This is a genomic window from Dysgonomonas termitidis, from assembly GCF_042654545.1.
Classification (GTDB): Bacteria; Bacteroidota; Bacteroidia; order Bacteroidales; family Dysgonomonadaceae; genus Dysgonomonas; species Dysgonomonas termitidis.
On record NZ_JBHSGN010000036.1, the window covers coordinates 1 to 23979 of the forward strand.

The 23979-nt window shown below is 35.4% G+C and carries 19 protein-coding genes; 16 read left to right on the top strand and 3 right to left on the bottom strand.

The window, feature by feature from the left end; genetic code table 11:
• The 3 genes from ACFO6W_RS04285 to ACFO6W_RS04295 form a co-directional block, all read left to right on the top strand.
• Positions 1-612: hypothetical protein (locus ACFO6W_RS04285; RefSeq protein ID WP_379994127.1), on the top strand; the 612-nt coding region annotated here is incomplete at its 5' end.
• Positions 600-1004 (top strand): glycosyltransferase family protein, encoded by a 405-nt coding sequence (locus ACFO6W_RS04290; RefSeq protein WP_379994128.1) that lies wholly within the window; start codon positions 600-602, stop codon positions 1002-1004. The genes ACFO6W_RS04285 and ACFO6W_RS04290, both read left to right, overlap by 13 nt.
• On the top strand, positions 991-1173 hold the full coding sequence (locus tag ACFO6W_RS04295) for a hypothetical protein (RefSeq protein ID WP_379994129.1): 183 nt from the start codon (positions 991-993) through the stop codon (positions 1171-1173). Before ACFO6W_RS04290 ends, ACFO6W_RS04295 begins: the two co-directional genes overlap by 14 nt.
• A gap of 241 nt (positions 1174-1414) precedes the next feature.
• On the opposite strand, the gene ACFO6W_RS04300 is transcribed toward ACFO6W_RS04295, so the two are convergent.
• Entirely contained in the window at positions 1415-1939 is a 525-nt protein-coding gene (locus ACFO6W_RS04300) for a transposase (protein ID WP_379994130.1), read from the bottom strand.
• Positions 1940-2614: 675 nt separating this feature from the next.
• On the opposite strand from ACFO6W_RS04300, the gene ACFO6W_RS04305 reads away from it, so the two are divergent.
• Together ACFO6W_RS04305 and ACFO6W_RS04310 are read left to right on the top strand one after the other, a co-directional pair.
• Positions 2615-5893 carry a helicase-related protein gene (locus ACFO6W_RS04305; protein WP_379994131.1) on the top strand — a complete coding sequence of 1093 codons (3279 nt, stop codon included), beginning with the start codon at positions 2615-2617 and terminating at the stop codon, positions 5891-5893.
• Between the two features lie 10 nt (positions 5894-5903).
• A complete protein-coding gene (locus ACFO6W_RS04310; RefSeq protein WP_379994132.1) occupies positions 5904-9221 on the top strand; it encodes an Eco57I restriction-modification methylase domain-containing protein in 3318 nt (1105 codons plus the stop codon).
• Here ACFO6W_RS04310 and ACFO6W_RS04315 read toward each other — a convergent pair.
• Positions 9202-10005, bottom strand: coding sequence for a TaqI-like C-terminal specificity domain-containing protein (locus ACFO6W_RS04315; protein ID WP_379994133.1), 804 nt, complete (start codon positions 10003-10005; stop codon positions 9202-9204). The genes ACFO6W_RS04310 and ACFO6W_RS04315 overlap by 20 nt on opposite strands.
• An 18-nt stretch (positions 10006-10023) precedes the next feature.
• Entirely contained in the window at positions 10024-10629 is a 606-nt protein-coding gene (locus ACFO6W_RS04320) for a master DNA invertase Mpi family serine-type recombinase (protein WP_379994134.1), read from the bottom strand.
• A 514-nt stretch (positions 10630-11143) separates the two neighbouring features.
• On the opposite strand from ACFO6W_RS04320, the gene ACFO6W_RS04325 reads away from it, so the two are divergent.
• The 11 genes from ACFO6W_RS04325 to ACFO6W_RS04375 all read left to right on the top strand — a co-directional run bounded on the left by ACFO6W_RS04325 (position 11144) and on the right by ACFO6W_RS04375 (position 23935).
• Positions 11144-12256, top strand: coding sequence for a hypothetical protein (locus tag ACFO6W_RS04325; protein ID WP_379994136.1), 1113 nt, complete (start codon positions 11144-11146; stop codon positions 12254-12256).
• A gap of 81 nt (positions 12257-12337) precedes the next feature.
• Complete coding sequence (locus ACFO6W_RS04330; protein WP_379994138.1) at positions 12338-12835, top strand: 3'-5' exonuclease; 498 nt, start codon at positions 12338-12340, stop codon at positions 12833-12835.
• A 29-nt stretch (positions 12836-12864) separates the two neighbouring features.
• Positions 12865-14562 (top strand): DUF262 domain-containing protein, encoded by a 1698-nt coding sequence (locus ACFO6W_RS04335; RefSeq protein ID WP_379994139.1) that lies wholly within the window; start codon positions 12865-12867, stop codon positions 14560-14562.
• Positions 14563-14566: 4 nt separating this feature from the next.
• Positions 14567-16756, top strand: coding sequence for a GmrSD restriction endonuclease domain-containing protein (locus tag ACFO6W_RS04340; protein ID WP_379994140.1), 2190 nt, complete (start codon positions 14567-14569; stop codon positions 16754-16756).
• Positions 16757-16970: 214 nt separating this feature from the next.
• Positions 16971-18173 carry a PDDEXK-like family protein gene (locus ACFO6W_RS04345; protein WP_379994141.1) on the top strand — a complete coding sequence of 401 codons (1203 nt, stop codon included), beginning with the start codon at positions 16971-16973 and terminating at the stop codon, positions 18171-18173.
• A gap of 6 nt (positions 18174-18179) precedes the next feature.
• A complete protein-coding gene (locus ACFO6W_RS04350; RefSeq protein ID WP_379994142.1) occupies positions 18180-18788 on the top strand; it encodes a metallophosphatase domain-containing protein in 609 nt (202 codons plus the stop codon).
• Between the two features lie 445 nt (positions 18789-19233).
• Positions 19234-20937 carry an ATP-binding protein gene (locus tag ACFO6W_RS04355; RefSeq protein ID WP_379994143.1) on the top strand — a complete coding sequence of 568 codons (1704 nt, stop codon included), beginning with the start codon at positions 19234-19236 and terminating at the stop codon, positions 20935-20937.
• A gap of 36 nt (positions 20938-20973) precedes the next feature.
• Positions 20974-21912, top strand: a complete 939-nt coding sequence (locus tag ACFO6W_RS04360) for a helix-turn-helix transcriptional regulator (RefSeq protein WP_379994145.1) — start codon at positions 20974-20976, stop codon at positions 21910-21912.
• The gene (locus ACFO6W_RS04365) at positions 21909-23144 is read left to right on the top strand and encodes a hypothetical protein (RefSeq protein ID WP_379994146.1); all 1236 of its coding nucleotides are present in this window, start codon (positions 21909-21911) and stop codon (positions 23142-23144) included. Before ACFO6W_RS04360 ends, ACFO6W_RS04365 begins: the two co-directional genes overlap by 4 nt.
• Positions 23145-23253: 109 nt before the next feature.
• Positions 23254-23427: a hypothetical protein gene (locus ACFO6W_RS04370; protein ID WP_379994147.1), complete on the top strand. Its 174-nt coding sequence runs from the start codon at positions 23254-23256 to the stop codon at positions 23425-23427.
• A gap of 43 nt (positions 23428-23470) precedes the next feature.
• Complete coding sequence (locus tag ACFO6W_RS04375; RefSeq protein WP_379994148.1) at positions 23471-23935, top strand: FtsZ/tubulin family protein; 465 nt, start codon at positions 23471-23473, stop codon at positions 23933-23935.
• Positions 23936-23979: the final 44 nt, after the last annotated feature.

The following is a 23979-nucleotide window of genomic DNA, read 5'->3' on the forward strand; positions in this document are numbered from 1 at the left end:
ATTATATGGGTTTATATATGTATTCAGGGTGGGTGGAACGGTAACACTGCCAAATACAATGAGCCAACGATATATAGTAAGTATTCGGCGAACCCTGCCAAGTACAATCAAAAAAAAATATATGGAAGCAGATTCCGTAACATACACTATACAAGGCATAGAGCTAGCTTCGGCGTTCAACTGAAAATAAACACGGTTGTATCAAGATTTAATCATAACGAAAGACTGACAGATTTTATTAACGAAATAAAACCTTTTCGCTGGAAAATCTTACAAGCCACAAGAATAGAAGGTCAAAATGATGCCGGTTTTAATGAAGTTGCCGTTACTTTTCCTGATTTTGAGTACTTTTGCAGCCGTAACAAAGCAGGTATTTTGCCTGAAATAGAGGTCATTATGGAAAATAACGAATTGATAAAAGGGTCTTACATTATGGTTGATTGTTTAGGCAGATTTTTTGACAACAGTAAAAATTGCCACAGTTACTCCGATAAAATTCTGGAAACTGGAGTTGAAAATGCTTTGAATCAAATAAATGTTGATTCTCAAAAGTTTATTGCACGAAACGGAAATTATTCAACAATAAGAGAAAACATTTTATGCACATTCTAAAAATCATTCACGGCTACCCGCCCAACTACAACGCAGGCTCGGAAGTTTACTGCCAATCCGTCTGTAATGAACTCTCTAAACGACACAAAGTTTCCGTTTTCACAAGGGAAGAAAACCTGTATGCCCCTGATTTTTCCATTCGCCACGAAAAACAAAGCGACAATTTAGATTTGTACATTGTCAATAATCCGCAAGGTAAAGACGACTACCGACACAAGCAAATGGACAATAATTTCGCCGATTTGCTAAAACAACTCAAACCTGACATTGCTTATATCGGACACCTCAACCACCTTTCAATAGGGCTAATTGACGAATTGAATAAACAAGTTTTTATGTTGCACGATTATTGGCTGATGTGTCCGCGTGGCACAGTACATGACAAAAAATAGAAAGTCCCTCTATATTGCCCTTACAGGGCGCGATTTGAGAGGAAGGACTCATTCTACCCAAGGCGTTGCCATTGGGCTAAAGTATGCAGCCCCTTCGGGGTGTCCTGAGAAAAAACAGGTTGAAAGCCTGATATACAACAGCCCGGGGTATCGCCCCGGGTATGGATAATCCTCTGCAAACGGCGCCCTGTAAGGGCAACATACAAAAATTGTCATGTACTAAGCCGCGTGGTCAGTTTTTAACTCGCAGTATCGGTAAGGAAAACAATTTTCAGGTTTGTAATAGACAAAACGACCGCAAATGCGCCTGTGATTGCTACGAAATTTATTTTAGCGGCAAAGAAACTGAAAGAGAACAGTATATTGCAGCGTGGGCAAATTGGATAAATCATCGAATGATTGAAACAAAGTCAATTATCAACAAAGTTAATTTGTTTATTGCTCCCGCGAAATACCTGCGTAACCGTTTTATTACTGACTTTGAAATACCAGAAAACAAAATCATTTATCTTTATCATCAGATTCTCCAGAATACCATCCGAAGTAACTATCATATGCACTTTAAATCCGTAGAAATAAACACGTTTAGATACGCATTTACCCCTGTATTCCTCTCCTTTGACTATACGGGAGTTTGTAATGCGAATATTCTGACAGACTGCCACAGGGAAACTGTCGATACAATAAGTTGTTTCAAGATTCATATTCTTTATTGCCTGGCCTGTACAGAAAAAGAGTTGGCTAAGAAATTCCCCTATATTGTGCAACCTGCGGTTGAAACGGCTTTTACCAAGCATATCAGGCATCAGGCCCGTACTACGGACAAAACTAAGGGATGTCTCGATATTTCCACCGAAACACCGGGCGGCAATCAAAACTACTGTTATAATTTCCGCATCAGTAGTTTTACGCCTTTCCGGCTCTTTGTGATTCATAGACTTAAGTATATCATCAAAAAATACGTATATTGCAACGGTTTTTGTAACCATGGTCAATCCTCTATTTATGTGAGTTAGCAACACTAAATTAAGGTATTGACCTTTTTTATTATAAATATTTATTAATAGCAACTTGAATTATATAGTAAATCATTTAGATTTCATTTGCAGTAATAAAGAAAAATATCAAAGCGAATATAGAACAGCTGACCGATAAACAACAAATGAGCGAGAATTAAGGAAAATGGAAAAGTAATTGAGAATTTTTCAAGAATTTTATGCTGACGTACTAATGGAAACTAAAATTGATGCCGTGAACCGGGTGGAAGAGTTATTCAGATAAGCAGAAAAGAAAGGAATATAAAACAATTCATTTCTCTTTCGTTAGAGCCTTTGAAAATCAGAAAATGATTCAAATTTCCAAGAGAATTTATAAATTTAGTCGTTTCTGCTTGCTAAGCAATTGGATTAGAGATAAAAAGTTAAATATTTACGAAAATTTGAGTATTTTTGCGGGACAAAAAATGCACCTATGTCAGTACAAAGTGAAGCAGTACTTGAAAACAGATTGATTACAAACTCTTAAATCGATGAACTATGAATACGTTCAGATTGATGAAAAGACTAATCTGTATTGCTTTTTTTGAACTGAACAGAAATAGATAGAAAAGTATGAGTTCAAAATTTTTCAATAATAATGTTGGCAATACGCTCTTTGACAAACTCAAAGGCGTTGCTTCTGAAATGGCAAACTTCAATCGTTTTCTTGCGGTAGTAGGCTTTTTCCGTTCTTCCGGATACTTCAAACTTCGCAAAGAACTTGGAGATGTAGAAGAAATCAAAATCTTGGTAGGCATAAATATTGATGACATATTCCGTAAACACAACAAGGCTTTGTTGATGTTGTCGAATGGAGAAAAGGCAAAGGAAATCTATCAAAAAGACTTCAAAGAGGATATTGTCAATGCACGATATGCCCAAGATGTTGAGGAAGGTATTTTACAAATGTGTGATGATCTTGTGTCCGGACGGTTGCAAATGAGAATCCATGATCAAAAGAACCTTCACGCAAAGTTCTATTTGTGTCTCCCGTACCACCATACGGAGAATTCTGATGGATGGGTGATAATGGGTTCATCAAATATTTCCGATTCAGGGTTAGGCATTACACAGTCCCCACGTTATGAATTGAATGTAGCGATGAAGGATTATGACGATGTAAAATATTGCTCCAATGAATTCAATTTACTATGGGAACAATCGATACCATTAACGGCAGATGACATAGAGAGCTATAAGAAAAAAACATACTTGGGTTATCAGCCTACACCTTATGAATTATATATCAAGGTACTTATTGACACATTTGGCGATCAAGTAGAAGATGACTTTACAATTCAGCTACCGGAAGGAGTGAAAGATCTGAAGTATCAGAAAGATGCTGTAATACAGGGCTACCAGATGCTGATGAGGCACAATGGTCTTTTCCTTGCTGACGTGGTAGGTCTTGGCAAAACCATGATTGCCACTATGATAGCAAAACGTTTTATGGAAGTTAATGGTAAAAATACGAATGTACTTGTAGTGTATCCTCCGGCATTGGAAGACAACTGGAAAAACACATTCAAATTGTTTGGCATATCAAAGAAAGCGCAATTTGTGACGAATGGTAGTCTTTCTAAAATATTGGATAGTAAAGCTCAATACAAAGACAAAGAGGAGTTTGACCTTATAATTGTGGACGAAGCACACGGCTTTCGCAGTGACAGTTCCGGAAAGTATGATGAATTACAAAAAATCTGCAAGTCACCCTGTTGCAATGCCGGATTATTGAAAAGTTTACAAAAAAAAGTAATGCTGTTATCGGCAACCCCACTAAACAATCGACCGGATGATTTACAGAACCAACTTCTTCTGTTCCAAAATAGCCAAAGCTGTACTATTGACGGAGTACCTAACTTAAAAGCATTCTTCTCTCCGTTGGTATTGGAATACAAAAAACTGATGAGAGAACGTGATACTCGCGATGTAACAACGGAGGTGGATAAACTCTATGAGACAATAAGAGAAAAAGTTATAGATAAGGTCACTGTTCGCAGAACGAGAAATAACATTATCAATGCTCCCGATTATAGTGCGGATATAAAGTCTCAAGGCATTGTATTTCCTCACATTTTGCCTCCTCATGAACTTGTTTATAAGATGGACGAAGATACAAGTGTTCGTTTTTATGCAACTCTCGCAGCCTTGTCTGACGAAAGCTATGAGCAGCATCTATTTTACGCCCGTTATCGTGCCGTTGAGTTTTTGAGACCGGAATTAAGAAAGAAATATGGCAATGCGGAACATATCGGTCAGACACTGGCGGGTATCTACCGGGTTCACATGGTAAAACGCTTGGAGAGTAGTTTTCATGCGTTCAAGAAGTCACTTCATACATTATTGCGCATTACCAATGATATGCTAAAAATGTTTGATGAAAACAAGGTCATTATAGCACCGGATTTAAAGATCAAAGACTTACAAGCTAAAGATATGGAGTTGGATCAGATTATTGAGCTTGCACTTGAAAAAGGATATTTGGAGAGTGACATATTATATAGGGCAGAAGATTTCAGCCCTGAATTTATTACGATGTTGCAGAATGACAAAGAGGTTTTGGAACGTTTAAACGCTGATTGGAATAAAGAAAATGAAGATCCGAAGTTTGATGAATTCAAGATTCGTTTGGAGACAGAGTTTATGAATGCGGATCTAAATCCGGCAGGCAAGTTGGTTCTTTTTTCCGAAAGTGTTGATACGCTTGAATATCTTAACAAACGATTAACCGGGGAGTTGGGACGTGAAGATGTGCTGATGATTACAGCGGCCAATCGTAACCGAATGGGACAAGCTATTAAGGAAAATTTTGATGCAAATAGTGTGGTGAAGAAAAATACTTATAATATCATAATCACTTCTGATGTATTGGCTGAGGGTGTAAACCTCCACCGTTCCAATGTGATTGTTAATTATGATTCCCCTTGGAATGCAACGCGGCTTATGCAACGAATAGGCCGTGTCAATCGTATTGGTTCTGTCGCAGATAATATATATAACTATATGTTTTATCCATCACAGCAAGGTGATAAGGAAATTCAACTCTACAAAAATGCACTTGTCAAGTTGCAAGGCTTTCATTCTGCCTTTGGCGAGGATGCACAGATTTATTCAAAGGAAGAAATTGTAAAGCAGTTTACTCTCTTTGACAATAATGTAAAAGATAGCGTTGATAAGAAAATAGCCTTGCTGCGTGAGGTACGGGAACTCTATAATTGTGACCGCAAACTGTATCACAAAATAAAAAATCTGCCAATGAAAAGTCGAGTGATGCGTGATACAGGTAAGAACTCCAGAAAGTCTGTTATTTTTGTTTCATCAAGTGTAAAGACAGAATTCTATCTTGCAACTGACAAACAGGTTGAAGCAATAGATTTTTTGGAAGCAGTGAAGTATCTTGAAGCCAAACCGGAAGAACTTCCTGCACCTTTTATGAACGAAGAAAAACATTATAAGCATGTAAACAAGGCTCTCAATATTTATACGACAGAATATGTAGAGGCATCGGACACTGCATCCATCAACCGAACAGACCTTGATAAAATTTCATTGGAAGCCAATAAGTTTTTGCGTACTATAAAACAAATCACTACAGATACCGAATTGACATCACAATGTGATGTGCTTATGGCTTATATCAATGAAGGTGTCTATGCAAAGTTGCCAAGATACTTACGTACATTGTCCCGTGAATATAAAAATGATCGGGAACAGATTAAGCTAAATGAGTATAATATTCAAGTCGCAATCTCAGGACTTATTGATGAATATCAAACCATGAGCAAAGAGCAACGGCATGAAATTGCCGATATTTCAGACCCACAAATCATAATATCAGAATCATTTATATAAAAAGACCATTATGGCATATAGTCAAGAATCACTTCGGCAGTTATTCCAGCAGAAGTTTAACTTGAATAATTGGTATTCGCTATTACGCGATTTTTTTCAAGCTTCAGAATTGAAAGCTAATGCTGAGAAGATTGCTGGTACCAGTATTGGAGGACAAGGATATTACCTTGGAACCATAGATACAACCGATAACTACAGAATCGGATTGTTTTACTATGACATCAAGGATAGCAATGTAGCCAGGAAGAAAGTTAAATTGCGCAATCTGGTAAAAACATTCATCAATCCTACATGGGGAGAGTTTGATGCAGCCCTTGTTGTCTTTGATAATAAGGAGAATTGGCGTTTGTCTTTCATTTGCGATATAAAGGGTGAGAATACCGCCGCCAAACGATACACTTATGTTTTTGGCGATGCAGAAAACTATTATAACACTCCCGTTGGACGTTTTGATGAATTGCAGCACCAAGGTGTTTCATTTGAGAATATCAAAGAAACATTCTCTGTTGAAGCGTTGACAAAGCAGTTCTACAAAGATTTGTTCGAGTGGTATCAATGGGCTGTCAGTGATGAGGCCGGTATCACTTTCCCCAACAATGCAGCCGTAGATGATGATGACCGTGAGAATATTGATGTAAAGATAATCCGAATGATAACCCGGTTAATGTTTGTCTGGTTTATCAAGCAGAAAGGCATTGTTCCCAATTATATCTTCGACATCTCGTATCTTCGTACTATTTTGAAAGATTTTCAGCCATTTGCTGCTGATGATGGAAAATACTATAATGCCATTCTGCAAAATCTGTTCTTTGCGACTCTTAATCGTGCAATAATTGATGAAGATGGTAAGAAACGCGGTTTTGCTCGTATTGCCAGTGGCAAAGATTTGAAAACATTATATCGCTATCAGGAACTTTTTACAATCCCAGAAGAAGAAATTATCAAGATATTTGCCGAAGTGCCTTTCCTGAATGGCGGTCTGTTTGAATGTTTGGATAAAACACGTACACTTGACGGTGTAGAAAAGGCGTATTATTATGATGGATTTAGCCGTAACGATGTAAAGCTTGCCGATGGCAGATATAAAAACCGTGCGTTTGTACCTAACAAATTGTTCTTTATGCCGGAGAAAGGGCTGTTCTCTATATTGGCACGTTATAATTTCACCATAGAAGAAAACACTCCCAATGAACAACAAGTGGCACTTGACCCGGAACTTTTAGGTAAGGTGTTTGAAAACCTGCTTGGTGCCTATAATCCAGAGACAAAGGAAACAGCCCGTAATCAAAGCGGTTCATTCTATACTCCTCGTGAGATAGTTAACTATATGGTGGATGAAAGCCTGCAAGCATATTTGGGGAAGACGCCTGTTGTAATGTCATTATTCAGTGATGACTTTGTGAAAGACCCTGCTTATGAAACGGAATATCAATCTATTGCCGGACGGTTAAAGTCCATTAAAGTTCTTGATCCGGCTTGTGGTTCGGGTGCTTTTCCTATGGGCTTGCTTAACAGGATGGTTGATTTATTGCAAAAGATTCATACAGAAGAAAGTGTTTACGACCTAAGATTGGCTATTATTGAGAATTGCATATATGGTAGTGATATTCAAAGTATTGCTGCGCAGATTACAAAGCTAAGATTCTTTATATCATTGATATGCGATTGCGGGAAGGATACTAATAAGTCAAACTTCGGCATTCCTACATTGCCAAATCTTGAAACCAAATTTGTCGCTGCAAACTCTTTGATCGCAAAGGAAAAACGTGCCGTTATTGGAAATCTGTTTGAAGATATGGAAATAGAACCAACCAAGAAAGAGTTGGCAAAAACTCGCCACGAACACTTCTCGGCAAAATCAGCATCGACCAAACGCCGTTTGCGTGATAAAGACCAGGAATTACGTGAGAAATTGGCAAGATTGCTTTCTGAAAATAGAGACTTTGCCCCTGAAGATGCTAAACAGTTAGCAGATTGGAATCCTTATGACCAAAATTCTGTCAGTCGATTCTTTGACTCTGAATGGATGTTTGACATAAATGATGGCTTTGATATAGTTATAGGTAATCCCCCATACATTCAATTGCAGAATAATGGAGGTGAGCTTGCTGCACTTTATGAAGATTGCGGATATAAGACTTTCGCCCGGACAGGCGATATTTATTGCCTGTTCTACGAACGGGGTTGGCAGTTATTGAAACCTGATGGTCATCTATGTTATATCACGTCTAACAAATGGATGAGGGCAGGGTATGGAGAGAAAACGAGAGAGTTTTTTGCAAATCAAAGCAATCCCCAACTTTTGATTGATTTTGCAGGAGTGAAGATTTTTGAGAGTGCCACAGTAGATACAAATATCCTGCTGTTTTCAAAAGGAGAGAATAAGCATGAAACCATTTGTGCCGTTACCAATAAACAGAATAAGGATAGCGTAAAGAATTTGAGCGTTTTTGTGCAGCAAGCGCAAGTAATTTGTGAGTTTACCAACTCTAATAGTTGGGTTGTACTTTCTTCTATAGAACAGAGTATTAAGCAAAAAATAGAGGCAATAGGAACCCCTCTGAAGGATTGGGATATTCAGATTAATTATGGCATAAAAACTGGACTTAATGAGGCTTTTATTATTCCAACAGAAAAACGAGATGAAATTTTGGCTGCTTGTTTAAGTGAGGAAGAGCGCAAAAAAACGGATGCACTTATACGACCTATTTTGCGTGGACGTGATATAAAAAGATACGGATATGAGTGGGCTGACTTGTGGTTGATTGCAACATTTCCATCGCGAAAGTATGATATAGAAGAATATCCTTCGGTTAAACAATATCTTCTTTCCTTTGGAAAAGAGAGGTTAATACAATCTGGAGGCATTGGGAGTCGTAAAAAGACTAATAACAAGTGGTTTGAAACCCAAGATAGCATTAGTTATTGGGAGGATTTTTTGAAGCCAAAAATCATTTACCCTAATATGACTAAATATATGCCTTTTGTTTTAGATAAAGATGGATATTATACCAATCAAAAATGCTTTATTCTTACAGGAGATGGTCTTGCTTATTTAACCGCATTTTTCAACTCTAACGTGTTTAAAATTTGCTATAGAAACAATTTTCCAGAATTACAAGGAGGAACGCGAGAATTATCAAAAATATTTTTCGAAGATATTAAAATTCCTCATCTGGAATCCATAATTGAAGAAGATTTTGAGATACTTGTAGAAGATATGCAAAATGGAAAAGACTATGCTGATATAAGGTTAGAAAAGGCTTTATTACTCACATTAAATCTACAAGATGAAGAAGATTATATTCTTAATTATAAGATTCAATAAAATTGATTTCTTCTTTATTCAAATCAAATGCTTCATAAATAGTTTTACTAGATACGTTTTTGGGGATTGAGATATTTAATACATAAATAGAAAACATTCTAACAGCAGTTTCCCCAAGCTGGACAGAGAGAGTTCTATAATACCAATTTATTAAATTTGAATTGAGGTATTCTATAAGTATAGGTAAATCATCATTATTTTTTGTCGTAATAAAATAAACAGTATTATTACAGTAAATGTGTTCTGAACAATAACAAAAACTTAATCTTTGAGATATGTCTGGATACAGAATTTTTGGCTTCAAAAAATCCTCCATATAAACGCAGTTACGCAAATTATATGGAGTATCACCTTGATCAGATCTATGTTCAATTCTTCCCCAGAAAGAGTCCAAATGAGCTTTTATTGCAGGGTAATTTTCAATGTCTACTCTTGGGATATTCTTCTCTTTTATTCCATTATGAGTGCTTATAAGCCATCGATCTGCCCACTCATATCCGTATCTTTTTATATCACGTCCACGCAAAATAGGTCGTATAAGTGCATCCGTTTTTTTGCGCTCTTCCTCACTTAAACAAGCAGCCAAAATTTCATCTCGTTTTTCTGTTGGAATAATAAAAGCCTCATTAAGTCCAGTTTTTATGCCATAATTAATCTGAATATCCCAATCCTTCAGAGGGGTTCCTATTGCCTCTATTTTTTGCTTAATACTCTGTTCTATAGAAGAAAGTACAACCCAACTATTAGAGTTGGTAAACTCACAAATTACTTGCGCTTGCTGCACAAAAACGCTCGTTTTATTTCATTCAAAAGCCACATTTTTTAAGAATCGGGCAAGAGTGTTTCTATCGACTTTACAAATTTTGGCTATCTTACGTTGAGATACTCCTGCATCAAGTAGTTCTGTTATTAGTCTTTTTTTGTTTGATAATTTATATTTGTCAGGATTGCTTTTCCTTCCTTTAGGACGTCCTAGTATAATACCTTCCATCTTTTTTCGTGCCAAAGCTTCTTTAGTTCTCTGACTAATCAGATTCCGTTCTATTTCAGCCGAAAGCCCAAAAGCAAAGGCGAGAACTTTGCTTTGAATGTCTTCTCCAAGACGATAATTATCTTTGATAGTCCACATCCGGCATTCTTTTGTCATGCAAATATTTAAGATTTCCATAATCATAAACAGATTACGCCCTAATCTGGATAACTCAGCACAAATAATCAAATCATCTTTCTGTACCTTTTTTAGTAATCTGCCAAGTTCCCGTTTATTGTAAGCTTTTGTCCCACTGATTGTTTCTTCAATCCAGCCATCAATATTAAGCTTTTCTTTATCACAAAAATTACCAATCTCGAACCGCTGATTTTCAACAGTCTGTTTATCACTACTTACTCTAATGTATCCGTATACCATAGTCTTTTTGATAAAACATAATAAAAATAATTGAAATGTACTCTCTATTTCTATTAAATCTGTATGTAAACAAAACAACAGCGGATTTGAGAGAATCAGAATAGGAGATGAAGACTATAGCGTTATCAGAACAAGCATCCATTGACTGCCATATGCAACCATTTTGCATACAATTGAATTACTTTTGTTACAAATAACAACAGCCTGAATGTTATACGCTTCTAAGATATTTGTACTATATTTGCGATACAGTACGATGGTACTGTACATATTGTAAGAAGCGTCACGTTTCATCCTTTGTTTAGGAAATCGCCAATTGACTAATGTAGCAAGGATAAACATAACGTTCCTGTTTGATGATTGTACTTTCTGTGCAACATATCAGGCGTGGGCTGTTGTTTATTTGCTACAAGGTGTTTGGCGATACCTCTAAACAAAATAGATAAGCAGTGCCATGCTTTCTGTGTTTATCGGAGAATGATTAGATAAAAACTCAAACTTATAAACTAAGAAAATGGAAAAGATAAAAAAAGGATTCATTAAAAAGTATTTTACATTATTTATATCGGTTATAGGGCTGTTGATACTGATTTGTTTTGCCCTATTGTTAATTCCAGAGTCTCAAATGCCAACACTGCTACAGAGTAGCGGATTAGTTGCAATTATTAGTGCTTTCCTAGGCGTTATTATGACAGTATCTGTAACTGCTATTCTATTAGAAAAACAAGCCGACATCGAGCAAACAAAAAATAAGAACATGAAAATCTTCGAGAAAAAGCAAGAAGTATATCATGCTTTTCTGGAAAAACTGAAAGAAATTATTCAGGATGATGAAGTAGCAATAGGGACTGTAAAGGGACAGGCTGTTGATGAATTGAAAGATTTAATTTTTCAATTGGGTTTCCTGCAAATGCATCAGAATTCAAAAGATAGCATGAATAATATATTGGAAAAGATAGCGAAGATTATCGAATTGATGAATAAATATAAAAATTCTGAATCCAAAAACGAAGAATTAGAGGGATATTATACGGAGCTCTCAATGGAGTTGTTCGAGGTCGTTGCTATCTTGCGAAAAGACCTTTATGACGAAGATGCAAAAGATATAAAGAACGACAAAATAAACGAAACGAGGAAACTCATAGGCGAGGTTCTAAAAAAAGGATTATGTGATAACACTCCTGATACGGATAGAAACATAATCCTGGCTGACTTTTTACACAAATTTTACAAACAATTTGAAGAGAAAGGATATCCGATAGATTTGAAAGGTGCTACAATCAAGCATTTGGTTGAAATTTTTTATAAAGAAAATCACCGCATTACCTTGTTTCTGGAAATTCCTGAAATAGAGATTGGTTTTGAAATAGAAATTAACAAAGAAGGCTTTTGGTACAGTATACCAAAAGATGAAGATGAAGAGGGTTGTAATCGCATAATAGAGTGTTTGAAAGACACTCCATTTAAGAAGAACAATAAAGATTGGATTGCCAGAAAAGAGTCGAATAGGAAGTTGAATTTTATGGATTGTAATGAAAACCTTAAAATACCAAACAAACGTTCTCAAGTTGTGCGAGAGTTAGTAGAGGAAATATATGAATATATAATCCGAATAAAAAATTGTTAAACTAATATTGCATTATTTCTTTCCTGTGCTCGTATTTGGCACTGGTTTAAATTATCTTTATACACATAATTATAAGATGAAATGTTGAATTTCGCATCCATTGATTTTGAAACGGCAAACTACAATCGCTCAAGCATTTGTAGCTTAGGTATTGTGATTGTAGAATGTGGAAAAATCATAGATAAGATATATCGATTAATACGTCCACGACCTAATTTCTATTGTTCGTGGGCAACAGATATTCATGGACTGTCTTATTATGACACACTAGACGAACCGGAATTTCCAGATGTTTGGGACGGTATTAAGCCCAAACTGAGAGATTTTCCATTGGTTGCTCATAACAGTTCTTTTGATGAGGGTTGCCTGAAAGCTGTTCATGATCTGTATGGGATAGAATACCCGAATTATGAGTTCCACTGTACATATCGAACAGCAAAAAGAAAGCTGCCTAATTTAGGGAATCATCAGTTGCATACGGTAGCAACACATATTGGGTATGATTTGGAGAATCACCATCATGCTTTGGCAGATGCGGAAGCATGTGCAGAGATCGCGTTACAAATTATAGATTATTGATATTAAGCCTTAATTACAATTAGAATTAGATGAACAATAGAGGAGTAAAATTAGAGCCTAAATTGGTAGGAGATATATCCGGAGATTTTTTCATTCCATCTTATCAAAGAGGATATAGATGGGATAAGGAGCAGGTTGAAAAGCTATTGGACGATATCCTTGAAAATGGGAGTAATAATTATTGCTTGCAACCAATCGTAGTAAAAAATAATAACAATGTGTATGAACTAATAGATGGACAGCAAAGGCTTACTACCCTCTTCTTAATTTTAAATTTCATAAAGTATGAAGGGTATAAGCCTAGAATTAATGTGAATTTTTCTTTGGATTATGAAACGCGCCCTGATAGCAAAGGATATCTTGAAAATGTAAATAAAAATTTAGCAGAAAAGAATATTGACTTCTACCATATATATGGAGCATATAAAGCAATAAGAGATTGGTTTATAAAGCAAAAGAATGATTCGGAAGCTGTTGATGATATATACCAGTATCTATGCAAGTTTGTTAAAGTAATATGGTATGAAACAAATGAAAATGACTCGACAGATCTATTTACCCGGTTGAATATAGGAAAAATACCTTTGACAAATGCAGAGCTTGTGAGGGCACTATTCTTGTCACGGGATAACAATTCTGATGTAACAGAAGAAAAACAAATTGAAATTGCAACCAGTTGGGATATTATAGAAAAAGAATTACACAATGAGGAATTCTGGGGATTTTTAACCAATAAAAAAGCGTCGAAATATAATACCCGTATAGAATTGCTGTTTGAAATGATAGCAGATAAGCACGAGCATGAAAAAGAGAAGTATTATACATTCTATTTCTTTAGTAATAAAATTAGTATGGATAAGACTCCTATTTCTGATTTGTGGAAAGAGATACAAAACTATTACCTAAGGTTAAAAGAGTGGTTCGAAAATAGAGATATTTATCACAAAGTAGGCTATTTGGTAGCTACAGGAGTTCACATACAAACATTAATAAAAAAAGCAGAGGGTAATAAGAAAAGTGTATTTTTAGCGAGACTTGACGAAGAAATCAGACAGAGAATATCGATTTCTACTGAAAATCTTTGGGAATTGTCATACGAGAATAACTCCGATAAAGAAAAAATAGAAAATATTCTGTTATTGTTCAATGTTGAAACTCTGCGTTTATTAAAAATTTCGCAAGAAAAATATTCTTTTAATGCACATAAATCGAAACAATGGTCGTTGGAACACATTCATGCGCAAAATTCACAAGGTTTGAATAAGAAAGAAGACCAGCAGAAGTGGTTAAGACTACACCTCGAATCATTGAGAATTATTGCTCAAACTGATACATCTTCAACAGTACGGGATTTAATTGAAAAAATAGAAGCTAAATATGAGAATATAGACAGAATTATTTTTGATGAAATTTTCACCGAGGTAACATCTGTCCTTTCCGAAAAAAATGATAAAAAAGATTATCTTCATTCTCTTTCAAATATGGCATTACTGAGTTTTGAAAACAATGCAGCCCTTAATAATTCGACATTCGATGTGAAAAGAAATAAGATATTGGATATGGATAATGCCGGACAATACATCCCGATTTGCACGAAGCGTGTTTTCCTGAAATACTATACTAAATCGCAAGATTATCAATTGCATTTTTGGGGGGAAACCGACAGAAAAGCATATATGGATGCTATGGCAGGAGAGAAAGGTATTTTGTCTAATTATTTAATGTAAAATTATGAGCGATATATACACTAACCCGATATCATTTAATCAATTATTTACTCAAGAATTTGGTAGTAAGGAAGAACAAAAAGAAAAAATTAATGTCATTGAAATCCCAATCATTCAACGGGATTATGCCCAGGGACGTGAAACTTCGGATGTAAAGAAAATTAGGCGAACTTTTTTAGATGTTTTATTTGACACATTAATTAACAGAAAAAACATCAAGTTAGACTTTGTTTATGGAGATATTACAAATGGGAAAATGACACCTCTTGATGGACAACAGAGGTTGACTACATTATTCTTATTGCATTGGTATATTGCATATCACGAAGACATAGAAGAGATTAACTTCTTATCAAAGTTCACATATCGCACTCGATTTAGTTCGAGAGATTTTTGTAGTGGGCTAGTTTCATTTAAGCCTGACTTCTCACAACAGAAAATCTCAGAAGATATAATTGACCAACCTTGGTTTATGGGAGCTTGGTCAAACGATCCTACCATTGTTTCTATGTTGGTGGTAATAGATGAAATTCATAATCGGTTCAAGAATACATCAAATCTATGGAGTTGTTTGGCTGACGATGCAAATCCAGCCATCAGTTTCTATTTCTTACCAATAAAAGAAATGGGGCTAACTGATAGTCTTTATATAAAAATGAACTCCCGGGGGAAACCTCTAACTCCCTTTGAACATTTTAAAGCGAATTTTGAAAAATTAATAAAAGCGATCTGTGTCGATCTGTATAATGAGTTTATATTCAAAATAGACAACAATTGGACTGATATTCTTTGGAAATATAGAGGTGAGAATAATATCATTGATGATGAGTTCATGAAATATTATCGCTATATAACAGAAATATTGTGTTATCAACATAATTATGAGATTGTGGATGACGATTTTGTTCTTTCTGAAATTGTATATGGGATAAATTGCCCGAAAGCCAAGTACAATCTAAGATTCTTGTTTAATGCTTTAGACTGTTGGGAAAAATATGATATAGATGCTTTTTTCGAAAGTCTTTTCTCTAGTAACCAATATGAAGAAAGGAAGGTCAAATTATACATAAGCAATCGTAATTTATTTTTGCAATGTTGTAACGACTATGGAATAAGGGACGGACATAGAAGGCGCTTTACTTTAAATTTTTCATTATTGCTATATGCTGTTTTGCAATTCCAGATGAATCGGGAATCTATTACACTTGATGAAATATTTGAGCGTTTAAGAATCGTCCGGAATTTAGTTTTTAACTCTTCTGATGAAATTCGTGAAGAAAGGATGAATGCATTACTTCAAGAAACATCTGATATTATAGTGAAAGGCGAGATTTCGTTAGACTCTTTGGGATATAGTCGGAATCAGAAAGAAGAAGAAATCTACAAAATGGAATGGAGGAGAATTAATCCGACATTAGCCGATTGTTCATGCCATTTGGAAGATCATTTTCTTCTGCAAGGTACATTGAGAATTATAGATATCGATGATATAGATAATCTACAAAACAAAGAGGAAGCATTTTTTAAGATGTTCGACCATTCTATTCCCTATATGACTATAAGTAGAGCATTGCTGACTATTGGAGATTATTCCCAATTATTTACGGGTTGGAGGTTTTCTCTAGGAAATACCAATGATTCTACATGGAAAGATTTATTTTCATTCAGTAATCAGCGAAAATATTTTGAGAATACAAAAGATTGCTTAAATAAGCTTCTTATTGATATTGATTCTGAACTTCCTGTTTTAGAGCAATTGGAAAGTATGATAACTGCATATAAAGCAAAAGCTATTTATGATTGGAGATATTATTTTATAGCATATGAGCCAATGAGAGCTGGTGATAGCGGAATGTACTATTGGGAGAATGATAGAGAAAGGCAAAAAAATAATGCGTATGAAGTAATTATGATGAATACTCCGTCTTCTTTGTCTGGAAGACATTGGTATCCGTTTCTATTGGATGTGTATTGGGATGGGACACTACACGAACATTTATTAATTGGAGAATATGGAGATCCATTATATATAAAAGAAACTGGAGAAAAAATATATTGTAAAAATGAAGCATGGGAAATCACAAATGAAGAGGGAGCTATTACCACTATTTCAATACCTCAGGACAATGGGATTGATATTGAAGATAGGCTGATTAAACTCAAAAATTATTTGATTTCATATTTGAAACTATAAACTTTTACTCATATAAAATATTCATTGACTACATCAAAGGGTTTATATTCGGGCAAGCCATAGATAATGCGCCTGGAACAGCTTCCGAATTAATGCTCAAGATAGAGAGCAATTTACTTTGGTTAAAATATGGAAAAATGATATATTATGATTGTAGAGAAACGGTGAGGACGTATGTTTGATTAAGAAAAAGCAAAATTAAAAATCAAAAAATATGACAGAAAATAGTTTTAAAGAGATAATGGCATTATTAAAGTCATTTACAGAAGTTTATAAAAAAGAAGAAGAAAAATTACCTTATCACATTAATTTGATAGATGATCTACGTGCCGATGAGAATGCGCATAGCCGAATTTTAGGAAAATTGCTGCAACAGAAAACTTCCGATAATAAATTTGAGATTCTGGAAAGTTTTTTGAGTTTTATAAAGGGAAAATATACAGACAAAGATTTAAAAAAAATAGAAATAAAAAAACCGCGAATTACACAGGAAAAATGTCGAATTGACTTGTGGGTGCAAGATAAAGATTATGCAGTAATTTTTGAAAATAAAGTAAATTATGCACCAGACCAACATAATAGAAACAAAGGACAATTAGAACACTATATTGATGTTACAAAAGAAAAATACAATATAGAAAATATATTTGTTATATATCTTCATAATGAAAAAGAGCCAGACGAACAATCTTGGGGCGAATATAGAGAGAATTTTAAAAACAGATATTTGAGAATGTCATTCAGCGATGATATCCTTTGTTGGCTTAAAAAAGATGTATTACCCCAATATATAAATACAAAAGATAAATTTCTTTCTTCCGCATTGGAACAGTATATTGACCATTTGGAAGGAAAATATAATTTACGAGAAATTGATAAAAATAAAAATATGGTATTACAAGAATTAATAAAAGAAGAGATAAGACTAAATGGTCTTACTTCACAAGAAAGCATTGAAAAGCTCAATGAAAAGAAAGAAGAGTTAAGTAAAATAATAAATCAAATCGATTTATTAACTAGCTCTTTAAACTTAGAATTGGCGGAGAAATATATTTCAGAACGAAGGAGTATTATAACCTATCCAGAAAATTTTATCGATCCTCAACGAGAGAAAAAGAAGAATGACGAAAATAATATATTAACTATTGTAGAAAAAGACAAAGGCTTTGCAACAGTATTATATTATGACCAATCTGAAAGCTGTTATTTTTATGGAATTAATACGTGGGACACTGACAATAATATAAAATATAAAGGAGTAGAATTCTTAGTTCAAGAGATAAATAAAGAACTAAACTTGAAAGGATGGGGAGATAAAGAATGGTATATTAAGTGTCGTATTGAAAAAGATGAAGACGCTTATTCTAAATTCGAACAGTTATTAGAAAAAGTCATAGAAACTGTCGGTAAAAAATAATACTGAATGCGCCTTCTCCACCTTTCCGACACCCATAACCTGCACAAGCAATTGACAGACTTGCCTGCTGCCGATATCATCATCCATTCCGGGGATCTATCAATGGCCGGAACAGAGAACGAAGTTATCGATTTTATAGAATGGTTCGGAGCATTGGATTACCAGTACAAAATTTTCATTGCTGGCAATCACGATTTTTGCCTCGACGGAAAAGCACCGGCGAGAATACAGAAATTTTTACCCGAAAACTGCTTTTATCTTTATGCTTCGGGCATTGAGATTGAAGGCTTGTGGTTTTGGGGCATCCCTTATTTTATATCTTACGAATTGCGCATGGAAAAATACCTGCATGATTTGGAATCAATTCCGTGTAATACAGATGTTTTGATTTCACATCGCCCACCGCTTGGTATTTTGGATAACGCCAATAATACCTTTTTTGGTTGCCCAGATTTGCTCCAGAAGGTATTAAACATTCGCCCGCATTACCATCTTTTCGGGCATATCCACGACGCCTATGGTATTGAAAAATCAGTATATACAACTTTTTCCAATGCGGCATTGGTAGATGAAAAGTACCGGTTATTAAACAAACCATCTGTATTTGACATTTGATTTAAGCTAATGCCCTCATTTGGCACAGGCCGGATGTATCTTTGTACAAGATATATAAACCATTAAAACCGAAACATTTATGGCAAATTTTTATTGCGAGTACTGCGGAGCAAAGTCTTCAAATGTTGCATCACTAACAAACAACTCTTGTATGCGACACCCAAATGGTTCCAATAAGGGGAAACATAAATTGTATGAAGGGAGTGAGAAAAACAGATACACCTGCAAATATTGCGGAACATCAAGCTCTTCAATAAGTTCATTGACAAATAATTCCTGCATGCGCCATCCTAATGGGTCGAATAAAGGGAAACATGCACCGGCTCTTTAGTATTTTCTATCGCATCATTAAAACTGCTCATACCGGGCAGTTTTTTTTGAAATCTTTTAAATGTATGCCGCTATTTGGCATATCATACACTTATCTTTACAGAAAATAATAGATATGAGACAGTTAAATATTACACAAAAGGGTGAAAGTATTAACAAGAAGGTTGATAAAAAGACTCCTAAAACTATATTGGATCATATAGAGTGTATAGTCGAATTAGTTGAAAATTCCGGTTTGAGTAAAGAGTTTTACCGGAAAGCAAAGAAAAGCATTGATTTTGTAGCCGGGAAAATGGGACTGACAATGAATCAGGCTGTCCTCTTTGCTATTTTCATAGAGAAATGTGATGATAGCAGGATTTATGTCAGCGATTTTTCCAAACTTATTGGCTGCCGGCTGGTTAGGATTATAGGTTTAATGAGTGATATCGATGAATTAGAAAAGCGGTACCTCGTTCGCTGTAAAAGAAGTGACAGCCAAAAAAGCTACCGGGTGCCTGTGGATGTTGTTAATACCCTGAAACAAGACATCGCATATACACCCGAAAGCACCCGGGGCCTTACTACAAAAGAACTATTCAAGCATATCAATCGCCTGTTCAATGAAAGGGAGGACTATGAAATTTCCTGTGCTGCATTATTGGAAGAACTACAATCTCTTTTAGAAGATAACCGGTCCTTACTTTTTTGCCGGCAGGTAAAAGAATACGAAAAGATATGCGAGGATAAAAATGACTTCTTATTACTATTACTCTTCTGTCACCGTTTTGCCAACCTGGATGATGATTGTGTCGGTTTCCATGATTTTGAGGATTTGTATGACGAGAAATGGATATTTAGAGGAATGAAGTCGAACCTGCAAAAAGGACACAGTGAACTGGTCAGAAACAATATTTTAGAATATTTTAATGATAATGGTTTTGGAGACAGGGAATACTTTAGCATATCGACAGTAGCCAAAGAAAAACTTTTTGCAGAATTAGACATAAAAGTCCAGCAAGCGGAAGGTAAGAAAAACCTCATTTTGCACGACAGTATTACGGCGAAACAATTATTTTACAATAAACGGGAACAATCGCAGATAGAACAACTTGCGGCGCTTCTTCACAAAGACCATTTTCAGTCTGTTCAGGAAAAACTGGAAAAAGGAGGGATGAGGAAAGGCTTTGCCTGTTTGTTCCACGGAGCGCCCGGCACAGGAAAAACAGAGACAGTATATCAAATTGCATATTCTACCGGACGGGATATTATGATGGTGGACATATCCGAAACAAAAAGTATGTGGTACGGGGAAAGCGAAAAGAGGATTAAAAAGATATTCGACTCTTACCGTGGTTATTTGAAAACGTGTGAAATAGCGCCTATCTTGCTTTTCAATGAAGCTGACGCTGTTATTGGAAAACGGAAAGACACAGGAAGGGGCTCCATTGACCAGACAGAAAATGCAATGCAGAATATCTTATTGCAGGAAATGGAGAATCTGGAGGGTATAATGATTGCAACAACAAACCTCACACAAAACCTGGATAAGGCTTTCGAAAGGAGATTTTTATATAAAATCGAGTTTGACAAGCCTTGTGTTGAAGCTAAAGAAAAAATCTGGCATACAATGTTACCTGTATTATCAGGGCAGGAAAGACTGGAGTTGGCCAATGATTATAATTTCAGCGGAGGCCAAATAGAGAATATTGTCCGGAAATATACTGTGGATTCCATCCTGAACGGAATAACGCCGACAATAGAGGCAGTGCATAGCTATTGCCGGAATGAGTTTTTATGTAAAGACGAAGAACGAAAAAGAGTAGGATTTACGAAATAATTGTATCATTAAATTGAATTATAAATTATACGAAATATGGGGAATAAAAAAAACGCCAAAGACTCCACCTCCAACCTTTTCAACCGTTATGTCTGGTTGGTTGACATTATTTATCGAAGGGGAAAAATAACATTCGAAGAGATCAATGAACTCTGGCAAAAGTCATCGTTGAACCTTGATAGCGAAGACTTTCCTTTGCGTACTTTCCATAACCACCGTGGTGCTATTGAACAGATGTTTGACATTATTATCGAATGTGATAAGCGGGATGGCTATAAGTATTATATCGAAAATACTGGGGATATGGAACGGGGAGGTGTCCGGAGCTGGCTATTGAATACATTTGCGGTTAATAACCTGATAAACGAAAGCCATAAGCTAAAACAGCGGATTTTATTTGAAAAAATACCATCCGGGCAGAAGTACCTCACACCAATAATTGAAGCCATGAGGGATAGTCTTTCATTGGAAGTAACGTATCAGAATTTTTGGAGTGATTCGTCCTATACATTCGAGATAGAGCCTTATTGTATCAAGGTGTTCAAACAGCGGTGGTATGTGATGGCATATAGCTCGTATAAGGAACAAATACTTATCTATGCATTGGACCGTATAAAAAATATAAGCATCACAAACAACCCTTTCCGGTTACCGGAAGATTTTGACGGTGAACTATTTTTTGCCGACTCCTTTGGGATTATTGCGGATGATGAAATCCCGGCTGAGACAGTAAAGATTAAGGTCTATAAAAAACAGGACTGCTATATCAGGACACTTCCGCTGCATCATTCCCAAAAAGAAGAAGAAAATACGCCTGAATACACTATTTTCAGTTATTATATTAAACCGACATATGATTTCCGGCAGGAATTATTATCCCATGGGGCAGACATTGAAGTATTAGCACCGGAATGGTTCAGGGAAGAGATAAGCGGTATCATCTACGACCAATATAAAAAACATAAAACATTATGAAAAATTTATTTAAACTTTTAGCATTAGTAGCATTATTTATATTTTGTAATTGTTCTGGAAACGACCCTTGGGTTGAACCAGAAGTAGGAACTCCGGAAGTTCCAATAAAACCTACGGAACCGAAGATTGATACAATTATCACTTCAAGAGGTACTTTTGTTAAAGTAAATTCTGGAACTTCTAATTCAAACAAGAGTGGTTACCAATTATCTTTGTACAAGAAAGTAATTGTTTATGATACTACTTATGTAACGAAGACTAAATCTCTTAAAGCAGGAGAATTAATCACTAAATTAGATCTTAAGAAAATAGTTCTTGCTGTTGAGGTTAACGGTAAAATGTATGAATTCGAAGCTCAGTTAACAATTGAAACTCAAAATAAATACGGAGAAGGACCTTTCGCTGCTGACCAATACTTTCATACTAAAACTGTCGATGAATGGATGAATGAGTTACTGCAACAGCCCTTTTCATCCAGTTTCCAGACTACATCAGAAAATTTAGTGAACTTCTCTTACTATCAAGACATGTTTGTGGAAGCTGCTCCAAAATATGTAGAGATTCATTTAAGAGGTTCAAAACAATTTACTCCATCTGAAATATTTTCTTACAATTTTCCGTCTAATTACGATACTAAGTATTATTCAGATTATCATGTAGGAAATCTAATGTTTCATAATACTATCTGGACTTCTAATTCTGAGATTCCAGCTTATGGAACAAGTACAAAAGTTGAAGACAATTCCGAATATAAAGTTAATATTTCAATTAAGACTATAACTGATATAGTCGGATTTGATTATAGTTCTTATCAATATTGTAAAACTAATAACCTAATAGGTGGAACTGGATATGATCATATGATTACCAATTATAAATTAACTCTGGATCAGTCAAAAGCTTATCCAGTTGTAACTGTTACCAAAAATGGCGCAGTTTGGTTTGAAGGGATTGTTCATGGAGTCCTAGAAAATAATCTAAACTCTATTTATGGTGGTGGTCCAGCTAATCATTTAGCAGCTATTAATTTCAAGACTGGTAATGAAATCGAATACTTAAATATATTTGATACAGTCGGTGATGTTGGAGAAAGTGGTAGAGTTGCTACTCCCATGAATTTCCAGAGATTCAATGAAATTGCAGGACAAGTTAATGTGGATGGAATGTCAGTGATCAATTATAAATACGTTTACTGTAATGAAAGCGAAACAAATCAAATTGGTAATAATTAATAGATATGAAATCTAAAATATGGGCTATAATATCTTATTAAATGAGTAACTCTGCAAGAATACCTTCTAGGTATTAGAGGAAAACCTTTCTTCTGTATAAAGAATTATAATGGAAGAATGTAAAAGGATCAGCCCAATCATAAAATTGGTAGGTGCAGGAGGTGGCGGTGGCAACATTGTAAACCAGATGTATAATAGCGGAATATGTGACATACCTGTTGTTTTATGTGATACAGACAGGCAGGCTTTATGTAAACCCGGTAGAAGTATGTGTATTCCTTGAACAAAAAACATGAGGCAAACCGAATGACGGGAATATCCCGGAGATTACCGAAGCCATAACTGAAAAAGACAGGGAAAATATAGAGCGGTTATTTAATGACGGAACCAGGATGGCATTCATTATTGCAGGAATGGGTGGAGCTACGGGAACAAGGACTGTTCCCATTATAACGCGTATGTGCAGGGATATGGGAATACTTACGGTAGGAATCCTTACAACGCCGCTTTTATGCGAAGGACGCGAACGGATTATATCAGCTTTGGATGGGATTGGGAGAACAGCAGAAAATGTGGATGCCTTATTGGTTGTAAACAGTGAACTCTTTATGGATAGCAATATTACCGCTATCAGCTCCAATACTTTCACCCCAATTAACGATATGATTATGACCTTGATCAAGGATATTACAGATATTATAACCATACCTGGCCATATCAATTTAGACTTTACTGATGTAAAGACTATCCTGAAAGACGGGGGAATAACCATTATAAGTAGGGTCTGCTGATAAACTGATAATTCGTTAAGGATGAGTGAAAATACTTATATTTG